At 33.2% G+C, this 17,903-nt stretch carries 27 protein-coding genes; 26 read left to right on the top strand and 1 reads right to left on the bottom strand.

Features of this window, described 5'->3' with window-relative positions; genetic code table 11:
- The 23 genes from rplN to ctlX all read left to right on the top strand — a co-directional run bounded on the left by rplN (window position 1) and on the right by ctlX (window position 14,955).
- A complete protein-coding gene (gene rplN, locus LNQ49_RS09310; RefSeq protein ID WP_007803649.1) occupies window positions 1–369 on the top strand; it encodes a 50S ribosomal protein L14 in 369 nt (122 codons plus the stop codon).
- A gap of 11 nt (window positions 370–380) precedes the next feature.
- Window positions 381–695: a 50S ribosomal protein L24 gene (gene rplX, locus LNQ49_RS09305; protein WP_035619636.1), complete on the top strand. Its 315-nt coding sequence runs from the start codon at window positions 381–383 to the stop codon at window positions 693–695.
- A gap of 2 nt (window positions 696–697) precedes the next feature.
- On the top strand, window positions 698–1,249 hold the full coding sequence (gene rplE / locus LNQ49_RS09300) for a 50S ribosomal protein L5 (protein ID WP_035619635.1): 552 nt from the start codon (window positions 698–700) through the stop codon (window positions 1,247–1,249).
- A gap of 3 nt (window positions 1,250–1,252) precedes the next feature.
- Window positions 1,253–1,522: a 30S ribosomal protein S14 gene (gene rpsN / locus LNQ49_RS09295; RefSeq protein ID WP_007803655.1), complete on the top strand. Its 270-nt coding sequence runs from the start codon at window positions 1,253–1,255 to the stop codon at window positions 1,520–1,522.
- Window positions 1,523–1,598: 76 nt separating this feature from the next.
- Entirely contained in the window at window positions 1,599–1,997 is a 399-nt protein-coding gene (gene rpsH / locus LNQ49_RS09290; protein ID WP_129539789.1) for a 30S ribosomal protein S8, read from the top strand.
- Between the two features lie 18 nt (window positions 1,998–2,015).
- Window positions 2,016–2,558, top strand: coding sequence for a 50S ribosomal protein L6 (rplF, locus tag LNQ49_RS09285; RefSeq protein WP_229988495.1), 543 nt, complete (start codon window positions 2,016–2,018; stop codon window positions 2,556–2,558).
- An 11-nt stretch (window positions 2,559–2,569) separates the two neighbouring features.
- Window positions 2,570–2,920: a 50S ribosomal protein L18 gene (gene rplR, locus LNQ49_RS09280; RefSeq protein ID WP_229988493.1), complete on the top strand. Its 351-nt coding sequence runs from the start codon at window positions 2,570–2,572 to the stop codon at window positions 2,918–2,920.
- A 3-nt stretch (window positions 2,921–2,923) separates the two neighbouring features.
- Window positions 2,924–3,448 carry a 30S ribosomal protein S5 gene (rpsE, locus tag LNQ49_RS09275; protein WP_229991326.1) on the top strand — a complete coding sequence of 175 codons (525 nt, stop codon included), beginning with the start codon at window positions 2,924–2,926 and terminating at the stop codon, window positions 3,446–3,448.
- Between the two features lie 12 nt (window positions 3,449–3,460).
- Window positions 3,461–3,643 carry a 50S ribosomal protein L30 gene (rpmD, locus tag LNQ49_RS09270; RefSeq protein ID WP_017495010.1) on the top strand — a complete coding sequence of 61 codons (183 nt, stop codon included), beginning with the start codon at window positions 3,461–3,463 and terminating at the stop codon, window positions 3,641–3,643.
- An 11-nt stretch (window positions 3,644–3,654) separates the two neighbouring features.
- Window positions 3,655–4,107: a 50S ribosomal protein L15 gene (gene rplO, locus LNQ49_RS09265; RefSeq protein ID WP_229988492.1), complete on the top strand. Its 453-nt coding sequence runs from the start codon at window positions 3,655–3,657 to the stop codon at window positions 4,105–4,107.
- A 12-nt stretch (window positions 4,108–4,119) separates the two neighbouring features.
- Window positions 4,120–5,466 (top strand): preprotein translocase subunit SecY, encoded by a 1,347-nt coding sequence (secY, locus tag LNQ49_RS09260; RefSeq protein WP_229988491.1) that lies wholly within the window; start codon window positions 4,120–4,122, stop codon window positions 5,464–5,466.
- 7 nt (window positions 5,467–5,473) lie between these two features.
- The gene (infA, locus tag LNQ49_RS09255; RefSeq protein WP_007136545.1) at window positions 5,474–5,689 is read left to right on the top strand and encodes a translation initiation factor IF-1; all 216 of its coding nucleotides are present in this window, start codon (window positions 5,474–5,476) and stop codon (window positions 5,687–5,689) included.
- Between the two features lie 12 nt (window positions 5,690–5,701).
- The gene (ykgO, locus tag LNQ49_RS09250; RefSeq protein WP_072945378.1) at window positions 5,702–5,818 is read left to right on the top strand and encodes a type B 50S ribosomal protein L36; all 117 of its coding nucleotides are present in this window, start codon (window positions 5,702–5,704) and stop codon (window positions 5,816–5,818) included.
- Window positions 5,819–5,820: 2 nt separating this feature from the next.
- Complete coding sequence (rpsM, locus tag LNQ49_RS09245; protein WP_229988490.1) at window positions 5,821–6,195, top strand: 30S ribosomal protein S13; 375 nt, start codon at window positions 5,821–5,823, stop codon at window positions 6,193–6,195.
- A gap of 8 nt (window positions 6,196–6,203) precedes the next feature.
- Window positions 6,204–6,587, top strand: coding sequence for a 30S ribosomal protein S11 (gene rpsK / locus LNQ49_RS09240; protein ID WP_007803677.1), 384 nt, complete (start codon window positions 6,204–6,206; stop codon window positions 6,585–6,587).
- An 89-nt stretch (window positions 6,588–6,676) separates the two neighbouring features.
- On the top strand, window positions 6,677–7,282 hold the full coding sequence (gene rpsD, locus LNQ49_RS09235; RefSeq protein WP_035619621.1) for a 30S ribosomal protein S4: 606 nt from the start codon (window positions 6,677–6,679) through the stop codon (window positions 7,280–7,282).
- A gap of 21 nt (window positions 7,283–7,303) precedes the next feature.
- Window positions 7,304–8,296 carry a DNA-directed RNA polymerase subunit alpha gene (locus LNQ49_RS09230; protein ID WP_026109818.1) on the top strand — a complete coding sequence of 331 codons (993 nt, stop codon included), beginning with the start codon at window positions 7,304–7,306 and terminating at the stop codon, window positions 8,294–8,296.
- A gap of 36 nt (window positions 8,297–8,332) precedes the next feature.
- Window positions 8,333–8,821, top strand: coding sequence for a 50S ribosomal protein L17 (rplQ, locus tag LNQ49_RS09225; RefSeq protein WP_229988489.1), 489 nt, complete (start codon window positions 8,333–8,335; stop codon window positions 8,819–8,821).
- A 196-nt stretch (window positions 8,822–9,017) separates the two neighbouring features.
- Complete coding sequence (gene carA / locus LNQ49_RS09220; protein WP_229988488.1) at window positions 9,018–10,121, top strand: glutamine-hydrolyzing carbamoyl-phosphate synthase small subunit; 1,104 nt, start codon at window positions 9,018–9,020, stop codon at window positions 10,119–10,121.
- 116 nt (window positions 10,122–10,237) lie between these two features.
- Entirely contained in the window at window positions 10,238–11,530 is a 1,293-nt protein-coding gene (eno, locus tag LNQ49_RS09215; protein ID WP_229988487.1) for a phosphopyruvate hydratase, read from the top strand.
- Window positions 11,531–11,685: 155 nt separating this feature from the next.
- Window positions 11,686–12,963: a citrate synthase gene (locus LNQ49_RS09210; protein ID WP_229988486.1), complete on the top strand. Its 1,278-nt coding sequence runs from the start codon at window positions 11,686–11,688 to the stop codon at window positions 12,961–12,963.
- A gap of 68 nt (window positions 12,964–13,031) precedes the next feature.
- Complete coding sequence (locus LNQ49_RS09205; protein WP_229988485.1) at window positions 13,032–13,946, top strand: dimethylarginine dimethylaminohydrolase family protein; 915 nt, start codon at window positions 13,032–13,034, stop codon at window positions 13,944–13,946.
- Between the two features lie 73 nt (window positions 13,947–14,019).
- On the top strand, window positions 14,020–14,955 hold the full coding sequence (ctlX, locus tag LNQ49_RS09200) for a citrulline utilization hydrolase CtlX (protein WP_229988484.1): 936 nt from the start codon (window positions 14,020–14,022) through the stop codon (window positions 14,953–14,955).
- Window positions 14,956–15,021: 66 nt separating this feature from the next.
- On the opposite strand, the gene LNQ49_RS09195 is transcribed toward ctlX, so the two are convergent.
- Window positions 15,022–15,657: a MarC family NAAT transporter gene (locus LNQ49_RS09195; protein WP_229988483.1), complete on the bottom strand. Its 636-nt coding sequence runs from the start codon at window positions 15,655–15,657 to the stop codon at window positions 15,022–15,024.
- Window positions 15,658–15,812: 155 nt separating this feature from the next.
- Here LNQ49_RS09195 and LNQ49_RS09190 point away from each other — a divergent pair, with 155 nt between their 5' ends.
- The 3 genes from LNQ49_RS09190 (at window position 15,813) to LNQ49_RS09180 (ending at window position 17,897) form a co-directional block, all read left to right on the top strand.
- Window positions 15,813–16,178, top strand: coding sequence for a CoA-binding protein (locus tag LNQ49_RS09190; RefSeq protein WP_229988482.1), 366 nt, complete (start codon window positions 15,813–15,815; stop codon window positions 16,176–16,178).
- A gap of 227 nt (window positions 16,179–16,405) precedes the next feature.
- Complete coding sequence (gene recR / locus LNQ49_RS09185) at window positions 16,406–17,026, top strand: recombination mediator RecR (RefSeq protein WP_229988481.1); 621 nt, start codon at window positions 16,406–16,408, stop codon at window positions 17,024–17,026.
- A 73-nt stretch (window positions 17,027–17,099) separates the two neighbouring features.
- Window positions 17,100–17,897, top strand: coding sequence for a polysaccharide biosynthesis/export family protein (locus tag LNQ49_RS09180; protein WP_229988479.1), 798 nt, complete (start codon window positions 17,100–17,102; stop codon window positions 17,895–17,897).
- Window positions 17,898–17,903 lie beyond the last annotated feature (6 nt).

Here is a 17,903-nt window from a genome sequence, read left to right as displayed (position 1 = left end):
ATGGTACAACAAGAATCAAGACTAAAAGTAGCAGATAACACGGGAGCAAAAGAAGTTTTAACTATCCGTGTTTTAGGAGGTACCAAAAGAAGGTATGCCTCTGTTGGTGACAAGATTGTAGTTTCTATCAAAGATGCAACTCCAAACGGAAACGTTAAAAAAGGAGCTGTTTCAACTGCAGTTGTTGTACGTACCAAAAAAGAAGTGAGAAGAGCTGATGGTTCTTATATCCGTTTCGATGACAATGCATGTGTTCTTTTGAATGCTGCAGGAGAAATGAGAGGAACTCGTGTTTTTGGTCCGGTAGCAAGAGAACTTCGTGAAAAACAATTCATGAAAATTGTATCATTAGCACCAGAAGTGCTTTAATTCGTTTTAAGATGATAAAGCTAAAAATAAAATCAGGAGATATCGTAAGAGTAATTGCTGGAGACCATAAAGGTTCAGAAGGTAAAGTTTTACGTGTTTACCGTGAGAAAAATAAAGCGATAGTTGAAGGTGTAAACATGGTTTCGAAACATACAAAACCAAGTGCTAAAAACCCTCAAGGTGGTATCGTTAAGAAAGAAGCTTCTATACAAATATCTAACATTTCACTAATTGATCCTAAAACTAAGGAAGCAACTAGAGTTGGTATTAGAGTAGAAGGAGATAAGAAAGTAAGATTTTCAAAAAAATCTAATCAAGTACTATAGTAATGGCATATACACCTAGACTAAAAGAAGAATATAAGAGTAGAGTAATCTCTGCTCTTAAAGAGGAATTCGGATATACAAACGTAATGCAAGTTCCAAAATTGGAAAAAATCGTTTTGAGCCGTGGAGTTGGTGCAGCTGTATCTGATAAAAAACTTATTGACTATGCAGTTGATGAGTTAACAAAGATCACTGGACAAAAAGCAGTATCTACTATTTCAAAGAAAGACGTTGCGTCATTCAAATTGAGAAAAGGGATGCCTATTGGAGCAAAAGTTACTTTACGTGGAGAAAGAATGTATGAGTTTTTAGATAGACTTATTACTTCAGCTTTACCACGTGTAAGAGACTTTAGTGGTATTAAAGCTACTGGATTTGATGGTAGAGGTAATTATAACCTTGGAGTTTTAGAGCAAATCATTTTCCCAGAAATTGATATTGATAAAGTAAACAAAATTTCAGGAATGGATATTACTTTTGTTACTACTGCTCAAACGGACAAAGAAGCAAAGTCATTATTGGCTGAATTAGGTTTACCTTTTAAAAAGAATTAAGACATGGCTAAAGAATCAATGAAAGCCCGCGAGGTTAAGAGAGAAAAAACGGTAGCGAAGTATGCTGAGAAAAGAAAAGCTTTGAAGGAAGCTGGAGATTTTGAAGGATTACAAAAATTACCTAAAAATGCTTCACCAGTTCGTTTGCACAATCGTTGTAAATTAACAGGTAGACCAAGAGGGTATATCCGTCAATTCGGTATTTCACGTGTAACTTTCCGTGAAATGGCTAACAATGGATTAATTCCAGGTGTAAAAAAAGCCAGCTGGTAATTTAAAAAGTTTATAAATTGATTAAAGGTTCAGGAAGCGAGTGCTTCCTGAAAACCATAATCGCAATCAAATACATATGTATACAGATCCTATTGCAGATTATTTGACTAGAGTTCGTAACGCTGTGGCTGCAAACCACAAAGTTGTTGAAATTCCAGCATCTAATCTAAAAAAAGAAATAACTAAGATCTTATTTGATCAAGGTTATATCTTGAGTTACAAATTTGAGGACAACGCTGTTCAGGGTTCAATCAAAATCGCTTTGAAGTATGATAAAGATACTAAAGAGTCGGTAATTAAAGATATCCAAAGAATTAGTAAACCAGGTTTGCGTAAATATGCAGGTGCTGCTAACTTACCTAGAATCCTTAACGGATTAGGAATTGCTATTGTTTCTACGTCAAAAGGTTTAATGACAGGAAAACAAGCTAAGCAATTAAATGTAGGTGGTGAAGTAATCTGTTACGTATACTAATTATAAAGACTATATAAGATGTCAAGAATAGGTAAAAATCCAATTGTAATCCCTGCTGGTACAACTGTAGAAGTTAAAGACGGTATTATTACAGTAAAAGGAAAGAATGGTCAACTTACACAGGAGTTTTCGGATGTAACTGTAAAGGTTGAAGGCGATCAAGTTCAAGTAGAAAGATCGTCTGATCACAAAGATCACAGAGCAAAACACGGACTTTACAGATCATTAATCAATAATATGATTGTTGGTGTAAATGAAGGGTTTACTAAATCTTTAGAGTTGGTAGGAGTTGGTTATAGAGCTTCAAATCAAGGACAAAAGTTAGATTTAGCTCTTGGATATTCTCACAATATTGTTTTAGAAATTGCTCCTGAAGTAGTTTTAGAGACAATATCTGAAAAAGGTAAGAACCCTATCGTAAAATTAACATCAATTGATAAACAACTTTTAGGTCAGGTTGCGGCAAAAATTAGAGGTTTCCGTAAGCCAGAACCATATAAAGGAAAAGGTGTTAAATTTGTAGGTGAAGTATTAAGAAGAAAAGCAGGTAAATCAGCTTAAAAAATAAGATTATGTCATTAACAAAATCTGATAGAAGACAGAGAATTAAATTCAGAATTAGAAAAACGATTAGTGGTTATGCTACTAAACCAAGACTATCTGTATTTAGAAGTAACAAAGAAATTTACGCACAACTTATTGATGATGTAAATGGAGTTACTTTATTGGCTGCCTCTTCAAGAGAAAAAGAAATAGGTAAAGGTACGAACGTAGAAATTGCTAACGCAGTTGGAAAACTAGTTGCAGAAAAAGCGTTAAAAGCTGGAATTGATGCAGTAACTTTCGATAGAGGAGGATACTTATATCACGGTCGTATTAAATCATTAGCAGAAGGCGCAAGAGCGGCTGGACTTAAATTCTAATATATTATGTCTAAATACAAAAATGTAGAATTAGTAAAACCAAGTGGTCTTGAACTTAAAGATCGTCTGGTAAGTGTTAATCGTGTTACTAAAGTTACAAAAGGTGGTAGAGCTTTCGGTTTTTCTGCTATTGTAGTTGTAGGTGATGAAAATGGAGTTGTTGGACATGGATTAGGAAAATCTAAAGATGTTTCTGAAGCAATTGCGAAAGCAGTAGAAGATGCTAAGAAAAATTTAGTAAAAATTCCTTTGAATGGACATTCAGTTCCTCACGAACAAAAAGGTAAATTTGGTGGTGCACGTGTATTCTTAATTCCTGCTTCTCATGGTACAGGAGTTATTGCTGGTGGAGCTGTTCGTTCAGTTCTTGAATCAGTAGGTATTCACGATGTATTATCTAAATCTCAAGGATCATCAAATCCTCATAACGTAGTTAAAGCAACTTTTGATGCTTTATTACAAATGAGAAGCGCTTATACTGTTGCAAAACAAAGAGGTGTTTCTTTAGAAAAAGTTTTTAAAGGTTAATTCAAGGAAATTATGGCTAAATTATTAGTAAAACAAGTAAGAAGCAAAATCAACTGTCCTCTTTCTCAAAAAAGAGGTTTGGAAGCTTTAGGTCTACGTAAAATGGGACAAGTTGTAGAGCATGATTCAAATCCTGCTATCCTTGGGATGATAAACAAAGTTAAACACTTAGTTTCTGTTGAAGAAGCTAAATAACAAATACTGTTATGAATTTAAGTAACTTACAACCAGCTGAAGGATCAACGCACAATCAAAATAAAAGATTAGGTAGAGGAGAAGGTTCTGGAAAAGGTGGCACTGCTGCAAGAGGTCACAAAGGAGCAAAATCTCGTTCTGGTTATTCTAAAAAGATTGGTTTTGAAGGAGGGCAAATGCCACTTCAAAGACGTGTACCTAAGTTCGGTTTCACAAACATCAACCGTAAAGAATACGAAGGTGTAAATTTAGATACGCTTCAATTATTAGTAGACAATGGTATTATTACAGATTCTGTTGATATGACAGTTTATGTAGCTAATCGTCTAGCTACCAAAAATGAAATCGTTAAGATTTTAGGTAGAGGAGAATTGAAAGCAAAATTAAAAGTAACTGCTCACAAATTTACTGCTACTGCAAAAGCTGCTATTGAAGCTGCTGGTGGAGAGGCTGTAACAATATAATTTTTCTATTGTATGAAGAAATTTATTGAATCAATAAGTAATGTTTGGAAAATCGAAGAACTGAAAAATAGAATCTTAATTACTTTAGGACTTCTTTTAGTATATCGTTTTGGAGCACACGTTACGCTTCCTGGAATTGATGCAACGCAATTAACTGGATTAGCGGGACAAACAAAAAATGGTTTAGGATCTATTCTAGACATGTTCACCGGAGGTGCATTCTCTAAAGCTTCAGTTTTTGCTTTAGGTATTATGCCTTATATTTCAGCGTCTATTGTTGTACAGTTAATGGGAATTGCGATTCCGTATTTACAAAAACTTCAAAATGATGGAGAGAGCGGTAGAAAAAAAATTAATCAGATAACACGTTGGTTAACTATTGTTATTACACTAGTTCAAGGACCAACTTACATCTATAATTTATATAGAACATTACCTAGTAGTGCATTCTTACTAGGTTTTAATTCTTTTGAGTTTTTATTTTCTTCTGTGATAATTTTGGTTACAGGTACAATTTTTGCCATGTGGTTAGGAGAAAAAATTACAGATAAAGGTATTGGAAATGGAATCTCATTGTTGATTATGGTTGGTATATTAGCTCGTTTTCCACAAGCTTTTATTCAAGAATTTACAACCAGAGTTACCAATAACAATGGAGGACCAATGTTATTAGTTATTGAAATTATTATTTGGTTATTAGTTATTATTTCTTGTGTGCTGTTAATTATGGCAGTTCGTAAAATCCCAGTTCAATACGCTCGTCGTACAACTTCAGGTGATTATGAGCAAGATTTGATGGGAGGAAATAGACAATGGATTCCACTTAAGCTTAATGCTTCTGGGGTTATGCCAATCATTTTTGCACAAGCAATTATGTTTATTCCTGCAGCTGTAGCTGGATTGTCAAAATCAGATACATCACAATCAATTGTTGGAGCTTTTAGTAATATGTTTGGATTCTGGTATAATTTTGTATTTGCAACTTTAATTGTTGTATTTACTTTCTTCTATACTGCGATTACAGTACCTACTAACAAGATGTCTGACGATTTAAAGAGAAGCGGTGGTTTTATTCCAGGTGTTAGACCAGGAGTTGAGACTTCAGATTTTCTTGATAAAGTGATGTCTTTAATAACTTTCCCAGGATCTTTATTCCTTGCTTTGATTGCTGTGTTCCCAGCCATTGTTGTAAGTTTTATGGATGTACAACAATCTTGGGCAATGTTTTTTGGAGGTACCTCATTAATAATTATGGTTGGAGTTGCAATAGATACTATTCAACAAATCAACTCATACTTGTTAAACAAACATTATGATGGTTTAATGAAGACTGGTAAAAATAGAAAAGCAGTAGCTTAATTTTTATATGGCAAAACAATCAGCAATAGAACAAGACGGATCAATCATTGAAGCATTATCAAATGCGATGTTCCGTGTAGAATTAGAAAATGGACATATTGTAATTGCTCATATTTCTGGTAAGATGCGTATGCATTACATCAAATTATTACCTGGTGATAAAGTGAAACTAGAAATGAGCCCTTACGACTTGTCAAAAGCAAGAATTACTTATAGATATTAAAGGATATTCACTATGAAAGTTAGAGCATCAGTAAAAAAGAGAAGTCCCGAGTGCATCATTGTGCGTAGAAAAGGGAGATTGTACGTAATAAACAAAAAGAATCCTAGATTTAAACAAAGACAAGGATAATTATGGCAAGAATAGCAGGGGTAGATATCCCAAAAAATAAGAGAGGTGTTATAGCACTTACCTATATCTTTGGATTAGGAAGAAGTAGAGCTATTGAGATTTTAGAAAAAGCTCAAGTTAGCCAAGATAAAAAAGTTCAAGAGTGGAATGATGATGAGATCGGAGCAATTCGTGAGGCAGTATCAACTTTCAAGATTGAAGGAGAATTACGTTCTGAGGTTTCTTTAAACATCAAACGTTTAATGGATATTGGTTGTTACAGAGGTATCCGTCATAGATCTGGTCTTCCGTTAAGAGGACAAAGAACTAAAAACAACTCTAGAACAAGAAAAGGTAAAAGAAAAACTGTTGCTAACAAGAAAAAAGCAACTAAATAATAAGTAATATGGCTAAAGCAACTGCAAAAAAACGTAAAGTTATCGTTGAATCAACGGGTGAAGCTCATATTTCTGCCACTTTCAACAACATTATCATTTCTTTGACAAATAAGAAAGGTGAAGTTATTTCTTGGTCTTCAGCTGGTAAGATGGGTTTCAGAGGTTCTAAAAAGAATACTCCGTACGCAGCTCAAATGGCAGCAGAAGATTGTAGTAAAGTAGCTCTTGAGGCAGGACTTAAAAAAGTTAAAGTTTATGTAAAAGGACCAGGAAACGGACGTGAGTCTGCTATCCGTTCTATTCATAACGGTGGAATTGAAGTTACAGAGATTATCGATGTTACTCCAATGCCTCACAACGGATGTCGTCCTCCTAAAAGACGTAGAGTTTAATACTCAAAAATTATAGTATAACCTAGATTGAAAATAGATTATCGAAGGATAAGACCTGAATTCATAATCTCAATCTTAAACAATTTAAAATGGCAAGATATACTGGTCCAAGCACAAGAATCGCTCGTAAATTTGGCGAAGCAATCTTCGGAGATGACAAATCTTTCGAAAAAAGAAATTACCCACCTGGACAACACGGGATGGCTAAAAAAAGAGGAAAAAAATCTGAGTATGCTGTTCAGTTAATGGAAAAGCAAAAAGCTAAATATTCTTACGGAATTTTAGAAAAACAATTCAGAAATTTATTCGAAAAAGCATCAGCTACTAAAGGAGTTACTGGTGAGGTTTTATTACAATTATGTGAAGCAAGATTAGATAATGTAGTTTTCAGAATGGGTATCGCTCCTTCTAGAAGAGGTGCACGTCAAATCGTATCTCACAGACACGTTACTGTAAACGGTGAAGTGGTTAATATTCCTTCTTACCACCTTAAACCTGGTGATAAAGTTGCTGTTCGTGAAAAATCTAAATCTTTAGAGGCTATCGAACGTTCTTTATCTAATTCAAGTCATGTTTATGAATGGATTACTTGGAACAATGATCTTAAAGAAGGAACTTTCGTTTCTGTACCTGCGAGACTTCAAATTCCAGAAAACATTAAAGAACAATTAATCGTAGAGTTGTACAACAAATAATAATTGACTTAGTCGAAATTTATGGCAATATTTAATTTTCAAAAGCCCGATAAAGTTATCATGATCGATTCAACCGATTTTGAAGGTAAATTCGAATTTAGACCTTTAGAACCTGGTTATGGATTGACTGTTGGTAATGCACTTAGAAGAGTTTTGCTTTCAGCATTAGAAGGTTATGCAATTACATCTGTTCGCATAGAAGGTGTAGATCATGAGTTTTCTACTATCTCAGGTGTTGTTGAAGATGTTACCGAAATTATCCTTAATCTTAAACAAGTTCGTTTCAAACGTCAAATTGAAGATATCGATAATGAAGCAGTTACTATTTCTGTTTCTGGTAAAGATCAATTAACAGCAGGTGATTTTCAAAAATTTATTTCAGGTTTCCAAGTACTGAATCCAGACCTTGTTATCTGTAATTTAGATAGTAAAATTAAACTGAATTTCGATTTAACAATCGAAAAAGGTAGAGGATACGTACCTGCTGAGGAGAACAAAAAACAGAATGCTGCAATTGGAACGATTTTTACAGATTCAATTTTTACTCCGGTAAAAAATGTAAAATATGCAATTGAAAACTTCCGTGTTGAGCAAAAGACAGATTACGAGAAATTGGTTTTTGAAATAAAAACTGATGGATCTATTAATCCTAAAGATGCCCTTACTGAAGCTGCTAAAGTTTTAATTCACCACTTCATGTTATTCTCTGACGAAAGAATTACACTCGAGGCTGACGAAATTGCACAAACAGAATCGTATGATGAAGAGTCATTACATATGAGACAATTGCTTAAAACTAAGCTTGTTGATATGGATTTATCTGTGAGAGCATTAAATTGCTTGAAAGCGGCTGAAGTTGATACACTTGGTGATTTAGTATCGTTCAATAAAAATGACCTAATGAAATTCCGTAATTTTGGTAAAAAATCTTTAACTGAACTTGATGAACTTGTTGCAGTTAAGAATTTGACTTTCGGAATGGATTTAGCTAAATACAAACTAGATAAAGAATAATCTAATTCGCTTAGGCGAGTTAAATTTAACATAGCAATGAGACACGGAAAAAAATTCAATCACTTAAGCAGACAGACTGGACATAGAAAAGCTATGTTGGCTAATATGGCTTGTTCTCTTATTGAGCACAAACGTATTAACACTACTGTTGCTAAAGCTAAAGCGCTTAAACAATTCGTTGAGCCTTTAATCACAAAATCAAAAGAAGATACGACTCACAATCGTCGTATTGTTTTTGCATACTTACGTAGCAAATATGCTGTAACTGACTTGTTCAGAGACGTAGCTGCTAAAGTAGGAGACCGTCCAGGTGGATACACTCGTATCATTAAAGTTGGAAATCGTTTAGGAGATAACGCTGACATGGCGATGATCGAACTTGTTGATTTCAATGAACTTTACAACGGAGGTAAAAAAGAAGTTAAAAAAGCAAAAAGCCGTCGTGGTGGAAAAGCAAAGAAAGCTGATGAGACTTCTGAAGCTCCTGCTGCTGATACAGAAACGACAACTGAAGCTTCTGAATAATTATGAAAATAATCATTCAATAAGAATTAAGGATAAACTAGTTACTAGTTTATCCTTTTTTTTTGTTTTTTTGAAACTAAAAATACAATAATCTAACACTTTCCCTTCTTAGGGTTTTATTTTTAGAGATGAATTTTTTAAAAAACCTTGCACTCGCTCTTTTAAAAAATTAAATTTGCAAAATATCTAATTACAAATGAAATATACAACACGACAAAGCGCCATTCTTTTATTAAGTGACGGAACAATTTTTCACGGAAAATCAATCGGAATTAGTGGTACAACTTTTGGCGAAGTTTGCTTTAATACTGGAATGACAGGATATCAAGAAATCTTTACTGATCCTTCTTATTTTGGTCAAATTATGGTTGCTACCAATGCACATATTGGGAATTATGGTGTAAATGATTCAGAAATAGAATCGGATAGCATCAAGATATCAGGATTGGTTTGTAAAAACTTTAGCTTCAACTATTCTAGAGAAGGTGCTTCAGAGAGTTTAGAGTCTTATTTTATAAAAGAAAATCTTATTTGTATCTCTGATGTTGATACAAGAGCATTAGTAAGTTATATAAGAGATAACGGAGCAATGAATGCTGTAATATGTACAGATGGTACTTCTATAGAAGATTTAAAAATTGCCTTGGCAAATGTTCCGAATATGGAAGGGTTGGAACTTGCTTCAAAGGTTTCAACAACTGAACCATATTTTTATGGAGATGAAAATGCAACTTATAAAATCTCAGCATTAGATTTAGGGATAAAGAAGAACATTTTACGCAATCTGGCAAAAAGAGATTGTTATATTAAAGTGTTTCCATACGATTCAACTTTTAAAGATTTATCGGCTTTTAATCCAGATGGATATTTCTTGTCAAATGGACCTGGTGATCCAGATCCATTATTTGGTGCAATTGAAGTGGCTAAAGAAATTTTAGCAAATAATAAACCATTATTCGGGATTTGTTTAGGACATCAAGTTATTGCTTTGGCAAATGGAGTTTCTACCTATAAGATGTTTAACGGGCATCGTGGAATAAATCACCCTGTTAAAAACATCATTACAGGAAAAGGAGAGATTACCTCTCAAAATCATGGTTTTGCAGTTAATAAAGAGGAATTAGATAATCATCCAGATCTAGAGATTACACATTTACATCTTAACGATGAAACTGTTGCTGGTATGCGTATGAAAAATAAAAATTGTTTTTCAGTACAGTACCACCCGGAAGCAAGTCCTGGACCACATGATTCTTCATATTTGTTTGATCAATTTATTGAGAACATAAAAGGGAATTAAACTAAAACGATTGAGTTAATAAATAAAAGTGTTTTATTGCTAAGGAACTTATTTAGTGTCAAATATTTTTATAATTTCGAAAAATATTTATAATTTAATAATAAAAAATAAAAATAATGAGTATTATAATAAAAATTCACGCAAGACAGATTTTTGATTCTAGAGGTAATCCTACTATTGAGGTTGATGTAGTTACAGACAACGGAGTTTTAGGAAGAGCAGCAGTTCCATCTGGAGCTTCTACAGGAGAGCATGAAGCGGTAGAATTACGTGATGGAGGAAAAGCTTTCCTAGGTAAAGGAGTTTTAAATGCAGTGAAAAATGTAAATACTATTATTGCAGAAGAATTAGTTGGTGTTTCAGTATTTGAACAAAATGTAATCGATCAAGCTATGATTGATTTAGATGGAACTCCAAATAAATCTAAATTAGGAGCAAACGCGATTTTAGGTGTTTCTCTTGCTGTTGCCAAAGCTGCAGCTAATGAATTAGGTTTACCTTTGTATAGATATGTAGGTGGCGTTTCAGCAAATACATTGCCAGTTCCAATGATGAACATTATCAATGGAGGTTCACACTCTGATGCTCCGATTGCTTTTCAAGAATTCATGATTTTCCCTGTAAAAGCAACTTCTTTTTCTCACTCTATGCAAATGGGAACTGAGATTTTTCATAGCTTGAAAAAAGTATTACATGACAGAGGTTTAAGTACAGCTGTTGGTGATGAAGGAGGTTTTGCTCCAAATTTACCAGGTGGTACTGAAGATGCTTTGGATACTATTAAAAAAGCAGTTGAAAATGCTGGATATACTTTCGGAGATGAAATCATGATTGCTCTTGATTGTGCTGCTGCTGAATTTTATGTAAACGGTAAATATGATTACTCGAAGTTTGAAGGTGAAACTGGTAAAGTTAGAACTTCTGCAGAGCAAGTTGATTATTTGGCTGAATTAGTAGCTAAATATCCAATTATATCTATCGAAGATGGAATGGATGAAAATGATTGGGATGGATGGAAATTACTTACTGAAAAAATTGGACATAAAGTGCAATTAGTAGGTGATGATTTGTTTGTAACTAATGTTGAACGTTTGTCTACAGGAATTGAGAAAGGAATTGCAAATTCTATTCTTATAAAAGTAAACCAAATTGGTACTTTAACTGAGACTATCGCAGCAGTGAATATGGCAAAAAATGCAGGTTATACTTCAGTAATGTCTCACCGTTCGGGAGAAACAGAGGATAATACAATTGCAGATTTAGCAGTTGCATTAAACTGTGGGCAGATTAAGACTGGTTCAGCTTCACGTTCAGATCGTATGGCAAAATACAATCAATTATTAAGAATTGAAGAAGAGTTAGGAAGTACTGCTTATTTTCCTGGATTAAACGCTTTTAAGATTAAATAATTGTAAGAGTTATATATTTAAAAAAACCATTCGTGAAAACGAATGGTTTTTTTTTGGAGTTTTAACAAATTCATAGCAAGATTCCTTTTTTAGTTAGTCTTAAATTCCTTAGATTTGATAAATTATTATTTAAAAGATTTATTTCCGATTATATTATGTCAAAAATAGCTACCCTAGAAGTAGATGGTAAGAAGATTGAACTTCCTGTTATAACTGGAAGCGAAAATGAATCTGCTGTCGATATTAACAAATTACGTGATTTAACTGGTTTCATTACTCTTGATCCAGGATATAAAAATTCAGGTTCTTGTACAAGTGAAATTACCTTTTTAGATGGAGAATTAGGAATTTTACGTTACAGAGGATACTCAATTGAGGATTTAGCTGAGCAAGCAAGTTTTCCTGAAGTGTCTTATCTATTAATTTTTGGAGAGTTGCCAACTGCTCAACAATTAGCACAATTTGATGCTGATATTAAAAAGCATACTTTGGTAAACGAAGAAATGAAAAATATCATTGATGGTTTTCCAAAAACAGCACACCCGATGGGCGTATTGTCTGCATTGACAAGTGCTTTGACAGCTTTTAATCCAAAAGCAGTTAATGTAGAAAATGAAAAAGAAATGTATGAGGCTATTTGTAAAACAATAGCTAAGTTTCTTGTTATTGCTACATGGACTTATAGAAAAACAATGGGTTATCCATTGAATTATTATGACAACACAAAAGGATATGTAGAGAACTTTATGCAATTAATGTTTAAATTGCCTACAGGACCTTACGCAGCAAATCCTATTGTTGTTAATGCATTAGATAAATTATTTATTTTACATGGAGATCATGAGCAAAATTGTTCTACGTCTACAGTAAGAATGGTAGGTTCTTCTCATGCTGGTTTATTTGCTTCAATCTCAGCTGGAGTTTCTGCACTTTGGGGACCACTTCATGGAGGTGCAAATCAAGCAGTTCTTGAAATGCTAGAAGAGATTAATAAAGATGGTGGAGATACAGATAAATTCATGGCGAAAGCCAAAGATAAAAATGATCCTTTCCGTTTAATGGGATTTGGTCATAGAGTTTATAAGAACTTTGATCCAAGAGCTAGAATTATTAAGAAAGCAGCAGATGAAGTTTTGAATACATTAGGAGTTGATGATCCAATTTTGGCTATTGCTAAAAAACTGGAGGAAGCAGCTCTTGAAGATGAATACTTTAAATCAAGAAGTTTATATCCTAACGTAGATTTCTACTCTGGAATTATTTACAGAGCATTAGGGATTCCTACAGATATGTTTACAGTAATGTTTGCTATAGGAAGATTACCAGGATGGATTGCGCAATGGAAAGAAATGCGTGAAAATAAAGAACCAATTGGTAGACCTCGACAAATATATACTGGTCACCCTTTAAGAGAATTCAAATCGAATAAATAAAATTCAATTTAAAGCTTCACTTAACTGTGAAGCTTTTTTTTATCTTTGTTGAAATCAAATAATAGAATATGTTACAATTAAATGTAAAGAACGAAACATCAAGATTACGGGCTGTAGTTTTGGGAACTGCTGTTCATAACGGACCTACGCCAACTGTTGAGGAAGCGTATGATCCGAAATCATTGGAGCATATTAAAGCAGGAACTTATCCTGTGGAATCTGATATGGTTGCCGAAATGGATGCTTTTAATGCAGTGCTTCAAAAATACAATGTGACAGTTTTTCGTCCAGAAATGATTGAAAATTACAATCAGATTTTTGCTAGAGATATTGGTTTTGTAATAGATGATGTTTTTATAAAATCGAATATTTTACCAGAAAGAGAATTAGAGCTTAATGCGATTCAATATATAATAGATCAAATGAATCCTCAAAAAGTAGTTCGACCACCCGAAGAAGTACATATTGAAGGAGGAGATGTTATGCTATGGAATGATTATGTTTTTATAGGAACTTATAAAGGAAGTGACTATAAAGATTACATTACTGCAAGAACAAATATGGAGGGAGTCGAATTTATTAGAAATTTGTTTCCGAATAAAATAGTTAAAGAGTTTGATTTGGTTAAATCTAAAATTGAAGCTCGTGATAATGCTTTGCACCTTGATTGCTGTTTTCAACCAGTAGGAAAAGATAAAGGGATTATTTATAAAAGAGGATTTCGTGAAGAAGCAGATTATATGTATTTGGTAAATCTTTTTGGTAAGGAAAATTTATTTCATATCGAGAGAGAGGAAATGTATTATATGAATTCGAATGTTTTTTCAATAGATACAAATGTTGTAGTATCTGAGAAAAACTTCACTAGATTAAATAATTGGTTAAGAAGTAATGGGTTTGTTGTGGAAGAAATTCCTTATGCTGAAATAGCTAAACAAGAAGGATTGTTGAGATGTTCAACATTACCATTAATAAGAGATTAAAAGTAGCTTTAAGTTTTGGTTCCAAGTTGTAATAAACTTGAAGTTTAAAACATGAAGCAAAAAAATATAAAATATGAAACAAACTACAAACGCAATAGTAATGATTCGCCCAGTGGCATTTCGTATGAATGAACAAACGGCAGTAAATAATTATTATCAAAAAGTATTAGATGGGCTTTTGCCAGCAACTGTTAATGCAAAAGCACAACAAGAGTTTGATGTTTTTGTAGAGAAATTACGTGCTGTTGGAGTAGATGTAACTGTAATAGAAGATACACTAACGCCAGATACACCAGATAGTATATTTCCAAACAACTGGGTTTCCTTTCATGAAAATGGAGATGTGGCATTGTATCCTATGTTTGCAGAGAATCGTCGTCAGGAGCGTCGTGAGGATATTTTAGATATTCTAGAGGAAAAGGGATTCGAAATAAATAATATTGTAGATTATACATCAGCAGAAGAAGATGGTTTTTTCTTAGAAGGAACTGGAAGTTTGCTTTTGGATAGAGCAAATGCTAAAGCATATTGCGCTTTGTCACCTAGAGCAGATGAAGAATTGTTTATAGAATTCTGCGAAGATTTTGATTATGCACCAGTTATTTTTGAAGCATTTCAGACTGTAGATGGAGAGCGTAAACTAATTTATCATACAAATGTTATGATGTGTTTAGGGGAGACCTTTACGGTGATTTGTGCAGATTGTATTGATGATAAAAAAGAGCGTAAAATGGTTCTTGAAAACCTAAAAGCGGATAAAAAAGAAGTTATCTTAATTACAGAAGCTCAGGTGAATAATTTTGCAGGAAATATGCTTGAAGTTCGTGGTGCAAATGATAAAAAATATATTGTAATGAGCGCTTCGGCACATCAAAGCTTAACGCTTAAACAAATTTCGCAACTAGAAAACCATGCTGAAATTTTAAGCTCAAGTTTAGATACAATCGAAGCTTGCGGAGGAGGAAGTGCAAGATGTATGATGGCAGAAGTGTTTTTACCAAGAGCATAAAACAAAATAAAATGAAACTAAAAAAGGGATAAACATTGTTTATCCCTTTTTTAGTTTTTGGCAAATTTAAACATGCATTAAATTGCTTTTGATTATATTAATTATGGCGCTCACAATATATTGTATTCCGATAGCAATTACGATAAAGCCAACAATTCTTGAAATGGCAACAATTCCTGATGCACCAAGTATCTTAGCTAGGTAATGGGCGCTTCTAAGAATAATAAAAATTACAACAGCAATTGCTAAAATTGCTGAAGAGGCGATTATAATCTCAGTAGGTTGATGATGTTCCTGATAAAAAGCAATCAATAAAGAGATTGATCCAGGCCCAGCAAGCATTGGGATTGCCAATGGTGTAAGAGCAATGTCGTTTCTTTGTTGAGCATCAGTTTCTATTTTTTTGTTTATACCTCTCTTTTTATTGAATTTACCAGAAAGTAACGAGAATCCCGAATTTACAATTATAATTCCTCCAGCAATACGAAGAGCATCTATACTTATTCCGAAAAAAGTCAGCATATATTGTCCTATAAAAAAGGAAACAATTAAGATGAGAAAAACGTTTATTGCAGTCCACAAAGAGATTCGGGAACGTTCTTTTTTAGAGTCATGTTGTGTTAATCCTACAAAGATAGGAACCGTTCCAATGGGATTTAATACCGAAAATAGAGCGGCAAATAAGTAAATAAATAGATCCATAAAGTCTTGTTTAGTCTTGTAAAAATAGTCTTTTTTAAAAGATATGATTACAGTTTTATCAGTAGGATGTTAATTTTATTGAAAAATAACTAAACTTTTTAAATCATCCAAGAGCTAAAGCTTTTTGATTACTTTTGTAGAATACAATAAAGACGATGAAAAATAAAAAAACAGTAGTGCTTGGGGCTACTACTAAGCCAGATAGATATGCTTTTCTAGCCATAAATAAATTAGTTGAAAAAGGGCATACAGTTTTAGCGATAGGTCAAAATGCAGGAGAGGTTGCAGGAGTAAAAATTCATACAAAGGCTATTCCGCTTAAAAACATCGATACGGTTACTTTATATTTAAATCCTGCGCGACAACGTGATTACTATAATTACATTGTAGAGGCTAAACCTAAGCGAGTGATTTTTAACCCAGGAACCGAAAATCCAGAATTATATCAATTATTAGAACTTAATAATATCAAAGCTCAAGTAGCTTGTACGTTGGTTTTGCTTACTACAAACCAATATTAGTTTCATAAAATAATTAATTATTTTTTTTAGTAGCTATTTCCAGCTATCCGCTATATCTTTTTCTGGCAGAAAAAGCCAGAAAAAGGATGTCGCTTTTATCTGGGCTAGTTCAAAAAAAGGGCAATCAAAATAAGAAGCTTTTGTAATGTAAAGATTCAGTATTTGAAACTTCTATTTTCCATAAAACAAAAGTCGAGTAAACCCACAAATTTAGTATTTTTGCCTTCATGGAATTTTCTTCAAAATTAATAGAAAAAGCAGTCAATGAAATGTCGCAATTACCAGGTATTGGTAAGCGCACAGCCTTGCGATTGGTTTTACATTTATTAAAACAACCCAAAGAGCAAACTGGATTTTTAGCCGAAGCATTAACAACAATGCGTGCAGATATTAAATTTTGTGAAAGCTGTCACAATATTTCTGACATAGCAGTTTGTGAAATTTGTGCAAATGCATCAAGGAATCATCAGACTATTTGTGTAGTCGAGGATATTCGTGATGTAATGGCTATAGAAAACACAGGACAATATAAAGGGATTTATCATGTTTTAGGAGGGAAAATTTCTCCTATAGAAGGAGTTGGTCCAAGTCAATTGAATATAACTAGTTTAGTCGAAAAGGTAAAACTTGGTGGAGTAAATGAAATTATTTTTGCTTTAAGCTCTACAATGGAAGGGGATACTACCAATTTTTATATCTACAAACAAATAGCTGATGTTGAAATTATAATCTCAACAATAGCCCGTGGAATTGCAGTAGGTGATGAGTTGGAATATGCGGATGAAGTTACTCTTGGACGAAGTATTTTGCATAGGGTTCCATTTGAGAAAACGTTTAAAAATAATTAACGGAATCTATAATAAAAATCGATATTTTCTAAATAATAAATGAAAAGCTATATTTGCTGTTAAAATTCTACAAATGAACAAAACCTCGTTTTATCTGTTGCTACTTATTGGCATTCTTTTTACATCTTGTATTCCGCTAAATGATTTGGTCTATTTACAAGATAAAGGAGCGACAGGGACAGAAAGTAATATTGCAGCTGTAGAATCAAAACCATATCGTTTACAAACTAATGATGTTTTAAGTATTAATATAAAAGCTATTGACCCAAAATTAGTAGCGATTTTTAATACTACTGATAAATCTACTGGACAAAGTTCTTCTAACTCTGAAGCAGGTCTGTATTTTGATGGTTTTACTGTTGATGATCATGGTAATATAAGAATGCCAGTTCTAGGAGAAATTAATGTTATGGGGTACACACTAGAAGAAGTGCGTATTAAAATTGAGAAACAATTATTGGATGAACATTTTAAATCTGAAGCAAACATATTCGTAACAGTAAAACTTGCAGGATTTAGGTATACAATAAATGGAGAAGTGGGCTCTCCGGGTACTAAAACACTTTTTCAGCAACATGTAAATGTAATGGAGGCGCTTGCTAATTCTGGTGATATTACAATTACAGGAAATAGAAAAGCTGTCACTATTATCCGTCAGTTGCCTACAGGAGTCGAAATGCACGATATAGATCTTACTGATCTTAATGCGATGAAATCTCCTTACTATTATTTGCAACCAAATGATTATATATATGTAAAGCCACTTAAGCAAAAAACTTGGGGAACAGGTAAAACAGGAATAGAATCTATGGGAACGATAATTACGATAATTTCTTTGGCAACAACTACATTTTTACTTTTGAAACTTTAAAAACCT

The sequence above is a fragment of the Flavobacterium pisciphilum genome, assembly GCF_020905345.1.
In the GTDB taxonomy this organism is placed as follows: domain Bacteria; phylum Bacteroidota; class Bacteroidia; order Flavobacteriales; family Flavobacteriaceae; genus Flavobacterium; species Flavobacterium pisciphilum.
Note: the sequence above shows the minus strand (reverse complement) of the source record. Positions and strands in the feature narration are given on the sequence as shown.